The sequence below is a fragment of the Mesorhizobium sp. WSM4906 genome (assembly GCF_029674625.1).
GTDB lineage: Bacteria > Pseudomonadota > Alphaproteobacteria > Rhizobiales > Rhizobiaceae > Mesorhizobium.
Map to the genome: position 1 here is coordinate 1,180,692 of NZ_CP121355.1, position 16,234 is coordinate 1,196,925.

Genomic DNA, 16,234 nt, shown 5'->3' on the forward strand with positions numbered 1-16,234 from the left:
CGCCAGGCGCCCTACGATCCTCAGTTGGTGAGGCAGCATTTCTTGAATTTCTTGCCGCTTCCACAGGGACAGGGATCGTTGCGCCCAACGTCACGCCAGGGGTTCGTAACCGGCGTAGCGTTCGCCCAGTCTAGCCCCGAGGGCTGCCAGTCGTCGTCCTCGCCAAGCTCGAAGTCGTCATCCTCAAGCTCGAAGTCGTCGTAGTCGCCAAGGCCACGAGTCCAATCCAGCGCCACGAGAACATCCTCGATGTAACTCAGACTGGCGCGGTCGAACCGGCCGATGTCTTCGGGCTGCTGTGCGGCGTCCCGCAGGTCGCTTTCGAAATCGCTGCGTTCAAGCACGTCTTCCGGTATACGGCCCTCGTCCCAGGCGCTGTAGGCAAGCGGAACGAGGTCTCGCAGGGCAAGCATCGAAATCGCCTGCAGCCAGCCGACCCAGGCGTAATCCCAGTCGTCGGCCAGCCTCTCCTGGTAGAACCGCTCCACGAAATGCCGTGTCCGATCGCGCTCGATACGACCTTCCCAGGTCAAGAAGGTCACCGCGCCAAACACCGCGTCGCGGATGAATTCGTCGACGGAGCGGTCGGCGATGATGCCGAACAGCGCGTCGGCGTCGCCGTCGAACACGCCCGCGACGATGCGCGACAAGGTCTCGGTTATGGTATCGCCAAGCAGCCGGTTGGTTTCCTCCGTGGGACGGCGCAACAGGCGCAGCAAGGGCTGGCATGAATGGCTGTCGCGGGCGCCGCCGAGGATGTACAGGCCTCTGAAGACCAGCATCTCTTCGTCGTCCGACAGCGCCTCTCCTTTGGCAGCGCGCTCGAGAACGGCGCGCAGCAGGGGAGCGGATTCCTCGATCCTCATCGTGCAAAGCCCGATCGCGACATCCGGCACCTCGCGCTCGGTCGCCACCGCATGAAGGTAGTCTTCTATCGGGCCAAGGTCGAAGTCCTCCCTGCCGTCGCCGAAGAGCCTTTCGACTTCTTCCTTCCTCATGTCATCCTCGCGCGCTGGTTCCCGCCAAACCTAAGGCGGATTAGTCGCCTTGCAAACACTCATCCGAGGCGGATGCGCTTCGGACCACAATTTTGATGGCGTGCCGTGTTTCTGAAGATATGCAGACTACGGAAGGCGGCGTTCTGGATGCGACAGACGGGAAGGGTGGTGGCTTGGCATGGATGTAGACCTTGCAGAAGCCCTGCGAATCCTTGAAACCGACGGCTTCCTGCATCTGGTTTAACGACGATGAGCGAATATCAGTATTACGAATTCCAGGCGATCGATCGACCACTCGGCGACGAGGATCGCCGGGCGCTTCGCGACCTGTCGTCACGGGCGCGCATCACGGCCACCAGCTTCACCAATTCCTACGAGTGGGGCGACTTCAAGGGCGATCCGGACCAGCTCATGGAGCACTGGTTCGATCTTCACCTCTACCTGGCGAATTGGGGCTCGCGCCGCTTGATGATGAAGCTGCCGACCCGGCTGGTCGACCGGGATCGCCTCGGCGCGTTTCTCGGAAATAACGACTATTGCATGCTCAGGGTCGCCGGTGAGAACGTCGTCTTGAGCATCTGGCGCGACGAACTGGAGCCCGGCGACTGGGATGATGGCGAGGGTTGGCTAGCGAACCTGTCGCCGCTCCGGGCCGACGTGCTCGCCGGCGACCTCAGGTTGTTTTATCTGATTTGGCTCATGGATGTCGAAGCCGAAGCGGTCGAGCCGGACGAACCGGAGCCGATGCCCGGAATAGGACCGCTGACCGGCGCGCTCGCGGGCTTCGCCGAATTCTTCTGCATCGACCAGGACCTTGTCCGGGCAGCCGCGGAACAGAACTCGGCAGCTGCTCCGGGCAGGTTGCCGCCGGAGACGGCCGGGCGAATAGTCGCGGCGATGAGCGACGCGGAGAAAACCAGCCTGCTCACACGGATTTTCAATGGCGAGCCGCATGTGACAGCAGAGTTGCGAGCCTTGGTGCGGGCGCGCTCAGAACTCCAGACGGCAATCTCGCCCGACGCTCCGCGCACAGCCGCGGACTTGTTGAACCGCGCCCGTGAGATCCGCCTTGCCCGCGAGCGCGCCGAGGCGGACCTGGCGGAAGCGCAGCGGCGACTGGAGGCGGAGGCGGCCGAGAAGGCGCGTGAGGTGCGGCTCGAGGCCATTCGCGGCCGGGGCGAAAGCATCTGGAGCGACGTCGAGGATGAAATCGGGCGACGCAATCCCGCCGGATATGACAAGGCAGCAGCCCTTCTTTCCGATCTGCTGGCGCTCGCCGAAAGACAGGACGGTGTCGAGGAATTCCGCCTCCGGCTTCAATCGATCCGGGAGCGCCATGCCGGCAAAGGCCGTTTCATCGAACGTCTGGCGACGCTGGGATAGGTCCGCGGGGCCGCCATCCATTCAATAATGCGCGTAGCCGCTCAACGGGCATCTCTGTGATGCGGGAACCTCGAAGGTGCCGTCGATGCCGCTGCAGGTGCGGTATCCGGACTTTCGCTGCGCCGGCTTGAATTTCAGCGCCGGTCTTGGATTGGCGGCTTCGCGTTGCTGTTCGCGTCTCGGCTTCGCGCGGACGACCGGTTGCGGCTTCTGCGCCTTTTGCGACGTGGCGCCTTCCTGCTTCTTCGCTTCGGCCTCCGACGCTTTTTGGGCGCGGTAGCTCTTCAGGGCATCGTCCGTGTCGAGCTTCAGCCGGGCATATTGCTTTTGCGTAAGGTAGGTGGTCGCCGGCAAGCGGTTTTCTTCCTGCCATCGGCCGATGGCTTGGCGGGTCTTGCTGCCGAAATCGCCGTCGGCCTCGTCCAGGTCGTAACCGATCGCCAGCAGCCTCTCCTGCAGATCGATCCTATCCTGACGACCAAGCCCGATCGCGCTTTCCGTCAGTTCGGTCCCGACGTCGGGCTCCGAATTGCCGGCCGCAGCCGGAGGTTGCGCCGCGGCGGCCGATCGCGCCGCGTCGCCCTCTGTCTTGGCTTCGGCAGCCGGCGTATTTCCGACAGTGATCGGCGGCTTCTTCAACTGATTGATGTTGAGGCGGGCGAGGTCGGCGAACGCTCCGTTGGGGAATTGCTGAAGATAGGCCTCGTAGTGCGCCAGCGTGTTGCGCTTGGAGGCTTCGTCCCACACGCGCTGCTCGATTTCCCATCCGCGGGCGTCCGAATTTGGCGGCTCGGCCGGAGTCTCGGTTGCGGACGGCTGCGGAGCAGCGGCGGCCGGTGGCGGCGCCTGCGGGCCGATAAAGACCTCGCGGCCGAGCGAGGCATTGTGCCATGGCCGCTGACGCCCATCCGTTTCCGCCGTCACTTCGCCGCGAACGCGGGTCAGCGCGCTCTGGATCTCCACGCCCGGCTCGGCAAGATGCCGGGCAAGCGACATCGTGTAGGGGCTGTTGGCGCCATTGCCGTCGTAGGATACGGCTCCGGGATCGGTCGCAAAGGCGATCAGCACGCCGCCGGAGCCAACTTCCGACCCGCTGACGTCGATGGGCGCCAGGCCCGGTGCGGTGGTTGAGCGGCTCTTCGGCAAGGACGCCGCCAGGGTCCTCGCCAGCGGATTGTCGCGACAGGCATCGAGAATGACGATGCCCACGGCCGGGTCGGGCGGGAGGGCGGCGAGCAACTCGTCCATCTGGATGGTTCTGGTCTTGAGATGCGCCGGGGCTGTGAGCTCGGCGTCGATCGGGATCAGGTAATTCTTGCCGTTCACCTGCATGCCGTGGCCGGCGTAGTAGATCAGCGCGGTATCGGCGTCGTAGGAGGCCTCGGTGAACTTGTTCAGCCGGTCACGCATTCCGGCATAGTCGAGATCGACGCCTTCGATGACGTTGAACCCCGCTTTGCGCAGCACATCGGCCATCAGCCGCGCATCGCCGGCAGGATTGGGAAGGGTCGGCGCGTAGACATATTTGCTGTTGCCGATGACCAGGGCGACCCGATTGCTGCCGGCGGCAAGGGCGCCCGCCTGCAGCAGATCGGCCGCGGCCAGGAAGAACAAACCAACAATGGCGGCCCAGAACCTCATCGCGCGCACTCTCAATCAAGTTGCGGCTTTACCTGCTCGTTCCAGTCGCATTTCATGCGCGGGGAGCCCCTTCCATGAAATATATAACACATCAGCGGGGCTGAATGTGCATCCTGCTTCCCACCGAGGATGCGGCGGCGGCCGGGTTTGTTGCTGCCACCGGCCGGTGCTGGCGCGTCTCGATGCCGAACGTCCGGTGTGATGCCCGATACAAAGGCGCCGCCACGGTGGCGTCAACCGGTTACACAGAGCAGGAAATATCCCCGGCCTTCCGGGAGTGGCGCGTCAGCGTTCCTGAGGCCGCGTGGGCGTGTCGTCGGTTGGGCGTTAGCGCCGCGACCGGAACGCTCCACGCCTCGCAAGCGGGATAGCGAAATCTAGTGAAGGCAAGGTCAGGCTGCGTTCTCCGTTCTGTATCGGCGACGGGCGGAGACTGGGAGAGATGGATAACATGCGCGTGGCGCGTCTGGAGGTTGGCGGGACATGGACGCGGGGCGGGCCGCGTGCAGGCGCTTGGCCGGGCGACGCAATGACCGCGCAGCGCCGCCTCGCAGCGATCCTGGCTTGCGACGTGGTCGGCTATTCGCGGCTGACGGAGCGCGACGAGCGCGGCACGCTCGAACGGCTGAAGATCTACCGCAAGGACCTCCTCGAACCGCTGGTCCGCGAGCACCAGGGTCGGATCGTCAAGCTCACCGGCGACGGCATGCTGTGCGAGTTCGCGAGCGTCGTCAACGCCGTGACCACCGCGATGGCGATCCAGCAGGCCTTGGCGGAACATGAGGCGGAGACGCCCGAGGAAGAGCGGATTCGCTTCCGCATCGGCGTCAATCTCGGCGACGTGGTCTGCGAGGAGGACGGCGACATCTACGGCGACGGGGTCAACATCGCCGCCCGCCTCGAACGCGTCGCCGATCCCGGCAGCGTGGTCGTCTCGGGCACCGCCTACGACCACCTTCAGGGCAAGCTCGACTGCGGCTTCACGCCGCTTGGCGACCTGCGCCTCAAGAATATCGAGCGGCCTGTGCGCGCCTACCGCGTCGAGACCGACGCCGGCGCTGCGCCGCCTCCCCTGCCCGAGAAACCCTCGATCGCGGTGCTGCCTTTCACCAACATGAGCGGCGACCCCGACCAGGAATACTTCGCCGACGGGCTGGTGGAGGACATCATCACCGGATTGAGCCGGGTGAACTCCTTCTTCGTGATCGCCCGCAACTCGTCCTTCACCTACAAGGGCCGGGCGGTCGATCTGCGCCAGGTCGGGCGCGAGCTGGGCGTCCGCTACGTGCTCGAAGGCAGCATCCGCAGAGCCGGATCGCGGGTGCGCATCAGCGGGCAGTTGGTGGACGCGATCAGCGGACACCATGTCTGGGCCGACCGCTTCGAAGGCGACGTAAGCGACATCTTCGACCTGCAGGACAAGGTGACCGAGAGCGTCGTCGGCGCTGTCGAGCCGAGCATCCGACTGGAGGAGATCAAGCAGGCGCGCATGAAGCCGACCGACTACATAAGCGCCTACGACCTCTACCTTCGCGCCCTGCCGCGCTTCTACAGCATGACGCGCGAAGGCTTTGCCGACGTGCGCCGGCTCACCAACGAGGCGCTCAGCATCGACCCCGGCTTCAACCTGGCGAAGGCACTCGGCGCCTATATCCGCAGCCTGTCCGTAAGTCAGTGCTGGCACGAGCCCGACGATACCAGAGTCGCCGCGCGCATGGCGCGCGAGGTGTTGGCGGAAGCGCGTGACGACCCCACGAGCCTACGCTTCGCCGCGCAGGTGATCGCCTACAGCGCGAAGGACTACGAGATGGCGCTGCGCACCATCGAACGATCTTTGCTGCTCAACCCCAATTCGGCGCAGGGCCATACGGGCAGTGGCTGGGTGAACGCGCATTCCGGCCGCCCGCTCGTCGCGATCGAGCACTTTCACAGAGCGATGCGGCTGAGCCCGATCGACCCCGAGAAGGGCATCGCGCTCTCCGGCATCGGGATGAGCTACCTGATGCTCGAGCGCTACGAGGAAGCGCTGGCATGGGGAGAACGCGCGCTGCACGAGATGCCGAACTATGGTTCTTCGCACCGGGTGGTAATCATGGCGCTGGTCAAACTCAACCGGCTGGACGAAGCGCGGGCGGCGGCGCGGCGGCTGATGGAGGCGTTCCCGACCTACACGCTCACCCTGCAGCGGCAGATCAACCCGTGGCAGGACAAGGCGTTCGCCGAGCGCTACCTCGAGGCGCTAGGCATCTCCGGCGTGCCGGAATGATCGCCGCGGTAGCAAAGGTGCCCTCTCCTGAGCGTCAGGTCCGGCAGGCGGCGTCGATTGAACATCGGCCATGAAGGCAGCGTAGCCATACGAAGCATGAGCCCGCATCGACCGGGAGGAAGACCGTCCGATGGATCAACGGGCGGCGACCAGCCTACCCACCAATCGATCTCACTGAGCTCGACCCTGCGATCGCCTTTGGGCCCGCTAGTGCCAAAGGCACACGCGGACGTCCTTCCCAACATAGCACGCGCCTTCACGGCGAAGTTCTCCCCAATCTCCTACCTCGCCGTGAGTGTCGCGAATGTCCGCGTTCCCATAGCCTTCCCAAAGATCGCCGTCTTTGTGTACGACTGCCCAGTAATCTTTGGACATTTCACCTGCCCCACTATTGGTGTCAGGATAGTCGATGCCCGCAAAAACCTGCCGAGGACCCTGGATATTGAAATCGCCGCCCTTCTCGATTTGATAGGAGCATCTTCCGGATATGCGAGTCTGACCGTGAACAACAAGCAGGCAGCGGCCCCATTTATAACCGCTCGGTAGACGATGCTGTGATTGCGCATGCGCAGGCAAAAAGGAAAAAACAATTGCAAGGGCAGCCGCCATAGTTCGCCCGATCATCTTGTCATCCGATGTCAAACAGCCAATCCGGACACCGCTGGATTCCGCCCAGAGCGCATGTCGAACGGTCCTCCGCAGGATGATTCCCCTGAGATGCTATTGTTATCGCCCATGGTCGGATCTTTGTCACGCGACATGCGGGCTGCTGCACCCCTCCTTCGCCAAGGCTTCGGGCGGTATCCTGCTTCGCGCTGAGGGGGATTCGGGACCTGTCCTGCGAAGCGCGCAGCGCGAAGAGGATGGCGGAGAGAGAGGGATTCGAACCCCCGATACCCTTGCGAGTATGCCGCATTTCAGGTGTGGTGCATTCGACCACTCTGCCACCTCTCCGCATCGTGGTTGGCGGCATCTGCCGCGCGGGCGCCAGATAACGGCTGCAAGGTGCCACGCAATTTCGGCAGCCCTGTGCGGCTTCAGTGTGCCGTTTCTACATAGCCAACAGAACGCGCTCCACGCCAGTTCCCTTTCGCACTGCCCAACGGAGGCCGTTGATCCTTCGCCGTGCATCGAGCAGAATGCTCGGCAACGGGCAAGTGGCGGGGGATACAATATGGAGCATATTGAAGTTCGGACAGCAAACCTGAAAAGCATTACGATAGGGAAGTTACAGGCCAAATTCAGCGTGGATGGCACTCGCATCCTCCGCTACTTCATCGATTTTTGGCATAACGATCTGGACCTACATAAGGAATTGAGCGCCCCTGAAATCTACCTTTTGCAAGGGAAGGTGGATGCCTTAGTGGCAGCTTGGGACAAGAAGCTAGCCGAACATCGAAAACGTTCCGCTATCACGGAAGGAAAAGACGCTGCCGATCAGATGACGATTGAAGCAGCGGCGCGGCTTGAGGCCCTGTCCGGCATTCTCGCCCATACACTCAAGGTGGATGATCGCGTCGACTGGGAGGCGCTCAAGGACCACGGTGCATATACCGTCGATCCTCGTTTTCTTGAGCCCAAGCCGCAACGGAAGACAACGGCCGAGCCCTGCTACCAAGAACCGGACATTAGTTTTTGGGACGTGCTGTTCGGTCGCAAAGGCCGCAAGCTAGCGGAGGCTAAAGAGCGGCATGAGACCAGTCGCAGGAGGTGGCAGAACGAGCAAGAGCGCAACGCCGCCGCTTTCTCGAAAGAGATGAGCGAATGGGAGGCCCGGAGGGTTGCATTCGAGGCTGAATACGCGGCACGAAAGCAGCGGTTCCTTGAGGAGCAAGCGGAGAGAAATGCCAAAGTTGATACCCTTGATCGTGGCGTTTCTACTGGCGATCAGCAGTCGATCATTGAGCACGCGACACTGGTGCTTGATAAATCGAACTACGGCGACCTTTTTGAGAAATCATTCGTTATTGATTATGTGCCGGACGAGAAGACCCTCTTGATCGAATACGACCTCCCGTCACCCGACAACATGCCGACACTCAAGGGAGCGCGCTTCATTCCGGCGACCGGTGAAATTCGCGAAACGCACATCTCGGAACGTGAGCAGAAAGCGAACTTTGATGCGTCCTGTTATCAGATTTGCTTAAGGACCATCCACGAGGTCTTGGAAGCGGACGAACATGGAAACATCGACAAGGTGCTGTTCAACGGTTTCACCACCTACGTAGATCGGACGACCGGGCGGGATACCACATCGTGCATCATGTCGGTATTGGTGAACCGCAGCGATTTCGAGGCGATTGATCTAAGGCGGGTTGATCCGAAGGCTTGCTTCAAGAGCCTCAAGGGCGTGTCTGCGTCGTCTCTTTCGGCGCTGGCACCGATCCCGCCGGTGATGGAACTTAACAAGGAGGATCGCCGCTTCATCGAAGCGCGCAGCGCCACTGGCTGGCTTAGCGAAGCGACCAATCTGGCGGCGATAGATTGGGAAGATTTCGAGCATCTTGTTCGAGAGCTATTCGAGAAGGAGTTCGATACGCGTGGGGGTGAGGTGAAGATCACTCAAGCAAGCTCCGATGGTGGCGTTGATGCTGTAGCGTTCGACCCCGATCCAATCACCGGCGGCAAGATCGTTATTCAGGCGAAGCGATACACACGGACGGTAGGGGTATCGGCAGTCCGCGACCTGTTTGGCACTATGCAGCACGAAAGTGCATCGCGCGGTATTCTTATCACTACCGCCGATTACGGACCGGACGCCTATCAGTTTGCCTCCGGAAAACCTATTACACTATTCACCGGAGCCAACCTTTTGCACTTGCTAGAGAAGCACGGCTACAAGGCCAAAATCGACCTTCGCGAGGCGCGAAAGGAGTTGAACCTGCGGGATTACAGATAACCGCGGTGACGCACCTGCGCTTGCCAGCGCCCTCTCAGCTTCCTGATCGTTGCCCCGGCAAGAGCCCAAGGCGTGTTGATAGTCTTGCGCAGGACGCCCCCTGATGGGCGCCAAGGATTATCCCGGCACTAGGATGGCCAAGTGTCTCCGATGGTTTGATAGGGAGTCTGCAGCGATTGCAGAGCTTGGGCCGCTTGTAGAAATGACCTACGTACGCTATCAGAAAGGCTGGGTGATGGTGTAAGGGGAAGCACACTCTTCGGAGAGGATTTGTAGGATTCGAATTCCTACCACCAAAAGACATGTGCAGATGTTTTTTGGTGGTAGGAATTTGCCATACAAACCCAGCGAGCTTTACAAGGCTCATGTGGCCAATCTCAGGGAACTTGATATCGCAATAACGGTTGTGCGGCGCCAAGCCCGAGCCGCAATAGCACACAAAGATCCTGAAAGATCGCTGAATTCGCTGGTGCGATTGTTGGCTTTTCTCACAGGTGCGTGGGCTGAAACGCGACTCAATAAGCTGCTCCATGAAGAGTTCGGCTTTTCGCCTGCTGAGCGGGATAAAATACTCGAAGAAGACACCCAGATCGAGCGATGGAAGAAGGCCGTCGACGTTGCTTTTCGAAAGAACATCGGTAAACCCAAAGCGAAGCTGGGTCGTTCCACCCTTGGCGTCGCAGGATCAGCGCGACGCGATGTAATTCATGAGATAATCGAATCTGATCTGCGGATCATTATCGAGATAAGGAACAAGCTAGCTCATGGTCAATGGCATTTTCCGCTCAGCAATGATGGAGCGAAAATCGAGAGTAAAAAATACACGCTGATCAACAAAGAGAATTTGATGTCTCTGCAATTCAAGCAGGATATGATAAGGCACCTATCTAGTTTGATACACGATCTGATTGTGAGTCCAGCTGCTTTTGAGCGAGACTTCGAAAGCCATTACATCAAACTGGAGAACGCCAAACGATCTTTGCTCAATGAAAGCTATTCCAGATACGAGGCCAGGCTTCAAAGAAGCCGGGAGAGATTCAGGTCGAAGCTAACACAAATCCCTGAGTGTGAACCGCCGCCACCACTCGATCGAGCTTAGCCAGCAATTTATTTGGCTACAGATGCGCCGAGGGTGTGGCCCTAGCCAAACTTGGCACAGGTATCTGAGATTGAGAAGAGATGTAAGCAGATCGCGGGAGCCTTACGGCCCAAGGTCCAGTCATGGCGGAGAGGGAGGGATTCCCTTTCACCTCTATGATACTGAAAATACTAGTCTTTTCGCGCTTTTTGTTACACAGTTTGTTACACAGCTACAACTACGATTTATAACCGCTCTAAGCTCGCAGCTTTTGGGCTCGCCTGCCCAATCCATCCGATCTGTCGAAACCGATGGCTTGTAGGACACTCCCGCGTGTGTACGTTGGGGCTTGGGTCAGAAGGTGACCCACAGCAAAGACGGGAGCGCCGCAGCGCAAAAGATCTCATCGGTCAAGGAACAGATAGTGAAGTAGCCTGTGACAATCGGCGCCAGCATCACCTCCAAAGCCGACCAGGAAAAACCCGCAAAAAACGTCGCCCTCAGATACCCCGTCGGCAATGAATATGGGACCGAAGTTGCGCGGCAGATCGGGCGTTAGATGCCTTCATGACATCTGAACCTGAGCAGGCTCCTACGCCGCGAGCCGGCACATTTCCGAACGGAGTTTCGTCCGGCTGCGCAAAAAGGTGCCCTGTCGAGACTTACTTGTTGGCCAAATGGCTTAGCAGGGACGAACTCGTGAAGAGATTGATAATGCAACACTATCAGTCGTTGTGCTGATCCGACAGGCTGTGCGTTTTGGCACGAAAATCATGGCGAAAAGCGCACCGGCACTTTACTCTCCAAATTATGATTCGCCTCGATCCCGCGACCGCCAGCTCCTCTGCGCCGCCCTCCGTTCCCGCGTGGGCGATCACAAGCGCCGGCGCGCCGAGTGACGGCGACGCCGCCTTCCGGGCCGGCGCCGCCCTGGGTGCCCTCGACACGCTCGCCCGCGCGCAGGCAGCCTGGGCCGGCGCTTGGCGGCAGCGGCTGGCGGTTCGCTGCGCCGCCTCCAGCATGCGGCTCGCCGGCCGCGCCGAGGATGCGGCCGCCTTGCGCGATGCCTGGCATTTGCGTCCCCTACGTGCTGACCCCGGTCCCGCAGGCGCCGTCTTTGGCGCCTGGCGGCAGTTGGCCAGGCAGCCGCCCGCCGCTACGCCCGGCCGGCTCGGGAAGATACTCGACCAGCTTGGCCTCCATTGGGACGGCGCCGCGCTCGCCGACCTTTGCACGCAGATCGAAAAACTCGGGGTATCCCAGCGGTCGGCGCCATTCGACGCCGCGGCGATCGCCGCTGAGGTCGTCGCCATGCGTCCCGATGCCGAAGTCTTTGGCTGGTGGCTCGCCGACCTGGTACTGGCGCAACGCCTGGGCTGGCCGCAGCCCCTGCCGCTCCTAATGGCGCAGGGTTTTGGACCATCTTTCCGCACCGAGGCCGGCGGTGGCCGGCGCATCCGGCCCGGGGACAAGAATTTTGAGCGGGCGGTTTGCATCGCGCTCGTCGCGGCCGCCGCGGACGCTTGTCGGTTGGCCGCCGAGCTGTCGCGCCGGGCCGAAAAACTCCTGGCGGTGGCGCCGAAACTGCGCGCCAAAGGCGCCGGCGACGTAATCTTTCTGCTGCTCAGTGAAGACGCCGTGTCCGGATCGCTGACGACGGACAATCTGTCGCGCTTTGCATCGCGACGGCTGTTCGAACGGCTGCAGCAACTGGAGGTCGTGCGCGAGCTCTCCGGCCGCCCCACATTCCGGCTGTTCGGGCTGTAGCGATGAGCGAAGCGTCCGCCCGCCGCAAGCCAAACGATCAGCCGGCGCTGCTCGACACCGAACTGGAACATCTGCCGCCGGAGCTGCGCTGGTGCGAATGGATGGCCCGCGTCGAAGCGGTGATCTTTGCGGCAAATGAACCGGTGACACGTAGTGTCCTCGCGCGGGTGGTGGGAAAAAACTGCAATATCGAGCTGATCATCGACGACATTCGCGCCGAACTCGCCGGCCGCCCTTACGAGCTGGTCGCGGTCGCCGGCGGCTGGCAGCACCGGACCAAAAAGGTTTTTGGCGACGCCATTCACGCAGCCTTCGGCACGGCAGCGGGCGAGGGAGCAAAAGAACTGTCGCAGGCGGAGGCGCTTGTCTTGATGTGCATTGCCTATTTCCAGCCGATCACCCGTGGCGAGCTGTCGAGCTTTTTCGGCAAGGAGGTGTCACGTGACCTGATCGGCGTGCTGCGCGCTGAGCAGCTGGTCGCCTCGGGGCCGCGCAGCCCGCAGCCGGGCGCGCCCTACACCTATGTGACGACCAAAACTTTTCTGTCGCAGTTCGGGCTCGACACGCTGCGCCAGCTGCCGGATTTCGAGGCGCTCGAGGACGCCGGGCTGCTGTCGAAGGAGAAGCTGCTGGATCATCCCAGGGTTTGCAGATATCGACGATGATGGCGCCAGCGCCGCGCTCGACGAATAGATGATCCCATCACGGCGGGACACACGCGATCTCGCCGCTCGTCACATAGAAGATTGCGCCACGCACGCCGTCTGGTCTCGCCGGCTGGGTCCTTCGCGTGACGGAAGGGAGGTGGCGGCACGCGTCCGCTTGTCGATGAAGGATAAGCGAACAGGCAATTGATCGAGCCTGGTCGCACATGTCGATCACCATTGAGAGCTCTCGAAGGGAGAAAGTTCAATTGAACCACGTCTACCTTGAGCTTCTCGCGACGATTGAGGCGTTAAGATCCAGCCCATCGGGGCGACCATTCAGACGCTGATGGACAAGGTTCGCGACCTTTCACAGACGATCAAAGCCCTGAAAGACGATCTCCACCAGACAGCCGGCTATGGCCTGCTAAGAACCTAGCCAGCCGGCGAGTGCCCATCCCGGCCATTGTCAGCGAGGCGGCCATCCCAACAAGATCGCCTTGCCGCCACCGCCAATGGCGGATGCTGACAGCAGCGCCATAAGAACGCCAACGTAGATGGGGAAGATCATCCTCGGGCTATTCGTCCTTCCAAATGACAGTCTTCCCCCGAAAATCCCAATGAAATTTGAGGTTGGCTTTCAGTACCTCGGTGGGGATCCTCGGCTCGATCGCTGTGTGGAGAGCGTTATACGTTTCTCGGCAGAAGCTCGGCGGCGGGACATTCAGCTTGTACCCCGACGGGTACCTAAAATCTTGCTGAGAATTCATCAGGTCAAGGTTGTTGGCAATCATCTTCACGTTCCCAATCGGCGGCATTCCTAGGGCCACTGCGGCTTCGTAAATGTCCTCGATCTTGTGACCGAAGCCGAGCCGGAGACCGCGTTTCGACACGCCCTTTGAAGCTAGATACGCTTTCAAGAGGAGTTCTAGGTGTGAGCTTTCGAGAGGTTGTCCATTCGGACCGGACCGAGGAGACTGGAGTTACCACGCTTCAGCATCCATCGGAGGGTCCGAATGAACATCCACAAGAATGCCCGTCTCACACCGCTGCGTCGAGAGGAGATGGCGTTATCGGTGATAGAAGGCGCTTTTTCCAAAGCCCATGCGGCGCGCGTCTATGGCGTGTCGGCCAAGATCGTGGCGCGCTGGGTCGAGCGCTATAAGACCAAAGGGCGGGCCGGCATGGTCGACCGCTCGTCGCGGCCCACCGTCATGCCGAGCCTGACCGAACAGTCCGTGGCCGAGCGCATCGCAGCCTTGCGTCGCCAGCGGCTGACCGGCAAGCACATCGCCCATGAGGTCGGCGTCTCGCCCGCCACCGTCAGCCGGGTTCTCAAGCGTGCCGGGCTGTCGCGGCTCAGGGATATCGAGCCGGCCGAACCGGTCCGGCGCTACGAGCGGGAGCATCCCGGCGAGATGATCCATATCGACATCAAGAAGCTCGGCCGCTTCAGCCAAGTCGGCCATCGTATCACCGGCGATCCGCAAAAGGGCAAGTCGCGCGGCGCCGGCTGGGAGTTCGTCCATGTCTGCATCGACGACGCGTCCCGCATCGCCTTCTCGCAAATCCTGCCCGACGAGAAAAAGGAGTGCGCCATCGCCTTCCTCAAGGCCGCGGTCGCCTATTACGCCAGCCTCGGCGTCACGATAGCCCGCGTCATGACCGACAACGGCTCCTGCTACAGATCAAAGGCCTTCGCCAAGGCCTGCCGCGATCTCGGCCTCAAGCACGTCACGACAAGACCCTATACGCCCAAGACCAATGGCAAGGCCGAGCGCTTCATCCAGACAGCACTGCGCGAATGGGCCTACGCCATTGCCTATCCGACATCCGATCATCGTGCCGCCGAACTGCCTGTCTGGCTGCACAGATACAATTGGCATCGTCCACATGGCAGCCTAAAGTCAAAAACGCCTATCAGTCGCCTCGCCCTGATCGAGGACAACCTGTTGAAGCTCCACATCTAGGGCATGCGAAAATAGAAAATAACGGGCAAAAAGATGCGCCTTTTCCGACTCCGAGCCTAGATGGTTGAAAGCCTCGAAGTACTCCTTCGTCCGCTCGAGGAGATCTCCCGCATAAAGCGCCAACGGCTGTGACACGGTGACCCTCGGGCGCGCCTTGACCTTCGGCGTCTCAGGTCCACTCTTGGCCATCTCAGATTATCGGCTTAATTCCGGTGCCGGTATGCGACAAAGCCGAACAGAGTAGCCGCTGCGACGTTGAAGATTGCCCACAGCTCGCGCGGCAAATGAACCGGCATGAACGGGTTGAAGATCGCTGCCGCTCCAAACAGCGCCCAAGCCAGGGTGCGATTTTCAGGGCCTGATCGCCACACCATGGCTCCGCAGTAGATCCCGGCGAAAAAGACCACCACGCGGAGGAATTGGTAATAGCCGTACGGCCATGGCGCTACCGCCAGCAGCGAGGCAATAGCTACACAGATGCAGACCAACCGGACCGTTCCGGCCGGCGTCGAAAAGCATTATTTTCAGCAAACTTGATCCTCAAACGCCCAGCACGGTTGTTAGTGGAGTTTCGGCGCCCGCCATATATTTGAAAAGCCAGATTGCCCAAGTGATCGGCCAAATGAACGCCAACATCGCATCCAGGCTCAAGTTAATCAGGATTTTTACGACCACTGATGCATGGCCCTGCCATGTGTCGACGACATTCATCACGTAGGTGATCGGCCCGCCCAGCATGAAGAGGAGGCCCAGCGGAGCTGACATGATGTTCTTCAGCATGTTTGTGTCCCTCAGAAAGGCGTGACCTTCAGTGACAGTGATACGCGCCGGTCTTATGGTTGGTATGGCAACCGTTGGCATCAGTGCCGCCACTGTGTGCAAACGCGCCGGTCGCGCAAGCGATTATTGCAGCGGCCATAGCCGCGAGAAATGTTGTTTTCATTTTATTGCCCTCCCAAAGTATTTCAGACAGAGCACTATTGCCGGTCGGGCACAAGCTGCTCGTGGCACTGTGAACACAAATAGGATAGATGCTCCTCTGTGCAGGCCAAGATCGGGCGAGGAGAATACTTTGGATGGATTGCGATTGATGCACGTCCCGTTGGCGATCCTGCTGACATGGCCAAGGGTGGCGACGGCAAATGAATGCCTCTCGAAGTACACCAAGACCGACGTCTGCGCCTACGCAAAAAAAATGCAAACCGAAATGGCTCCAGCATTGCCCATGCTGATCAGTTCGAACATCTCCGTTCGGAGCATCATCGCAATCGGGCCAAGGATCGTTTTCAACGCCACCTGGGCTCAGACCGATGCGGAAGTAGACGCCAAATTGTTGGCTGCTGGCGTCTCGCGGCCGGTCTATGTCCAGAAGATCGATGAAATGACCAAAAACTATGTCTGTCGTGCGGAGGAACTATCTGCCTTCGTTCGCCTGGGCGGTGAGATCCAGTACACGTATACGACTGTGGATAATTTCCCAGTCGCGAACCCGCTCGTAGCACTCTGTCCTTAGAGCATCGCAGCACGGCTCATGACATGACTAGTCGCGGCCGATCAACCAGTTGATCAGCAGCCATGATCATTTGTT

General features: G+C 60.5%; 13 protein-coding genes and 1 tRNA gene. 8 read left to right on the forward strand and 6 right to left on the reverse strand.

The genetic code is table 11. The features are described 5' to 3' along the window. Positions 1-20: 20 nt before the first annotated feature. Complete coding sequence (locus QAZ22_RS05630; protein WP_278206018.1) at positions 21-914, reverse strand: DUF1186 domain-containing protein; 894 nt, start codon at positions 912-914, stop codon at positions 21-23. A gap of 333 nt (positions 915-1,247) precedes the next feature. On the opposite strand from QAZ22_RS05630, the gene QAZ22_RS05635 reads away from it, so the two are divergent. Beyond that, positions 1,248-2,381 carry a hypothetical protein gene (locus QAZ22_RS05635; protein ID WP_278206019.1) on the forward strand — a complete coding sequence of 378 codons (1,134 nt, stop codon included), beginning with the start codon at positions 1,248-1,250 and terminating at the stop codon, positions 2,379-2,381. A 21-nt stretch (positions 2,382-2,402) separates the two neighbouring features. Here QAZ22_RS05635 and QAZ22_RS05640 read toward each other — a convergent pair whose 3' ends face one another. Beyond that, positions 2,403-4,022 carry a caspase family protein gene (locus tag QAZ22_RS05640; protein ID WP_278206020.1) on the reverse strand — a complete coding sequence of 540 codons (1,620 nt, stop codon included), beginning with the start codon at positions 4,020-4,022 and terminating at the stop codon, positions 2,403-2,405. Between the two features lie 529 nt (positions 4,023-4,551). Here QAZ22_RS05640 and QAZ22_RS05645 point away from each other — a divergent pair. Further along, complete coding sequence (locus tag QAZ22_RS05645; RefSeq protein WP_278206021.1) at positions 4,552-6,288, forward strand: adenylate/guanylate cyclase domain-containing protein; 1,737 nt, start codon at positions 4,552-4,554, stop codon at positions 6,286-6,288. A gap of 207 nt (positions 6,289-6,495) precedes the next feature. Here the strand turns inward: QAZ22_RS05645 and QAZ22_RS05650 are convergent, their stop codons facing one another. Together QAZ22_RS05650 and QAZ22_RS05655 are read right to left on the reverse strand one after the other, a co-directional pair. Beyond that, the gene (locus QAZ22_RS05650) at positions 6,496-6,912 is read right to left on the reverse strand and encodes a hypothetical protein (RefSeq protein WP_278206022.1); all 417 of its coding nucleotides are present in this window, start codon (positions 6,910-6,912) and stop codon (positions 6,496-6,498) included. 240 nt (positions 6,913-7,152) lie between these two features. After that, a tRNA-Ser gene (locus tag QAZ22_RS05655) sits at positions 7,153-7,242 on the reverse strand. A gap of 220 nt (positions 7,243-7,462) precedes the next feature. On the opposite strand from QAZ22_RS05655, the gene QAZ22_RS05660 reads away from it, so the two are divergent. The 5 genes from QAZ22_RS05660 (at position 7,463) to QAZ22_RS05680 (ending at position 14,646) form a co-directional block, all read left to right on the forward strand. Then, the gene (locus tag QAZ22_RS05660; protein ID WP_278206023.1) at positions 7,463-9,187 is read left to right on the forward strand and encodes a restriction endonuclease; all 1,725 of its coding nucleotides are present in this window, start codon (positions 7,463-7,465) and stop codon (positions 9,185-9,187) included. Between the two features lie 310 nt (positions 9,188-9,497). Then, entirely contained in the window at positions 9,498-10,286 is a 789-nt protein-coding gene (locus tag QAZ22_RS05665; protein WP_278206024.1) for a hypothetical protein, read from the forward strand. Positions 10,287-11,075: 789 nt separating this feature from the next. Next, positions 11,076-12,032 carry a DUF1403 family protein gene (locus QAZ22_RS05670; RefSeq protein WP_063169437.1) on the forward strand — a complete coding sequence of 319 codons (957 nt, stop codon included), beginning with the start codon at positions 11,076-11,078 and terminating at the stop codon, positions 12,030-12,032. A gap of 2 nt (positions 12,033-12,034) precedes the next feature. Then, entirely contained in the window at positions 12,035-12,697 is a 663-nt protein-coding gene (locus QAZ22_RS05675; RefSeq protein ID WP_063169436.1) for an SMC-Scp complex subunit ScpB, read from the forward strand. Between the two features lie 995 nt (positions 12,698-13,692). After that, positions 13,693-14,646, forward strand: a complete 954-nt coding sequence (locus QAZ22_RS05680; RefSeq protein WP_063169434.1) for an IS481 family transposase — start codon at positions 13,693-13,695, stop codon at positions 14,644-14,646. A 203-nt stretch (positions 14,647-14,849) separates the two neighbouring features. Here QAZ22_RS05680 and QAZ22_RS05685 read toward each other — a convergent pair whose 3' ends face one another. After that, on the reverse strand, positions 14,850-15,134 hold the full coding sequence (locus tag QAZ22_RS05685) for a DUF6804 family protein (protein ID WP_063169433.1): 285 nt from the start codon (positions 15,132-15,134) through the stop codon (positions 14,850-14,852). 52 nt (positions 15,135-15,186) lie between these two features. Continuing rightward, positions 15,187-15,426, reverse strand: a complete 240-nt coding sequence (locus tag QAZ22_RS05690) for a hypothetical protein (RefSeq protein WP_082826591.1) — start codon at positions 15,424-15,426, stop codon at positions 15,187-15,189. Between the two features lie 292 nt (positions 15,427-15,718). On the opposite strand from QAZ22_RS05690, the gene QAZ22_RS05695 reads away from it, so the two are divergent. After that, a complete protein-coding gene (locus QAZ22_RS05695) occupies positions 15,719-16,159 on the forward strand; it encodes a hypothetical protein (protein ID WP_126066778.1) in 441 nt (146 codons plus the stop codon). Positions 16,160-16,234: the final 75 nt, after the last annotated feature.

Excerpts from the sequence above, each read along its gene's own strand:
- QAZ22_RS05635 (WP_278206019.1), top strand. The coding sequence starts at position 1,248 with ATGAGCGAATATCAGTATTACGAATTCCAGGCGATCGATCGACCACTC.
- QAZ22_RS05640 (WP_278206020.1), bottom strand. The coding sequence starts at position 4,022 with ATGAGGTTCTGGGCCGCCATTGTTGGTTTGTTCTTCCTGGCCGCGGCC.
- QAZ22_RS05645 (WP_278206021.1), top strand. The coding sequence starts at position 4,552 with ATGACCGCGCAGCGCCGCCTCGCAGCGATCCTGGCTTGCGACGTGGTC.
- QAZ22_RS05650 (WP_278206022.1), bottom strand. The coding sequence starts at position 6,912 with ATGATCGGGCGAACTATGGCGGCTGCCCTTGCAATTGTTTTTTCCTTT.
- QAZ22_RS05660 (WP_278206023.1), top strand. The coding sequence starts at position 7,463 with ATGGAGCATATTGAAGTTCGGACAGCAAACCTGAAAAGCATTACGATA.
- QAZ22_RS05665 (WP_278206024.1), top strand. The coding sequence starts at position 9,498 with ATGTTTTTTGGTGGTAGGAATTTGCCATACAAACCCAGCGAGCTTTAC.
- QAZ22_RS05670 (WP_063169437.1), top strand. The coding sequence starts at position 11,076 with ATGATTCGCCTCGATCCCGCGACCGCCAGCTCCTCTGCGCCGCCCTCC.
- QAZ22_RS05675 (WP_063169436.1), top strand. The coding sequence starts at position 12,035 with ATGAGCGAAGCGTCCGCCCGCCGCAAGCCAAACGATCAGCCGGCGCTG.
- QAZ22_RS05680 (WP_063169434.1), top strand. The coding sequence starts at position 13,693 with ATGAACATCCACAAGAATGCCCGTCTCACACCGCTGCGTCGAGAGGAG.
- QAZ22_RS05690 (WP_082826591.1), bottom strand. The coding sequence starts at position 15,426 with ATGCTGAAGAACATCATGTCAGCTCCGCTGGGCCTCCTCTTCATGCTG.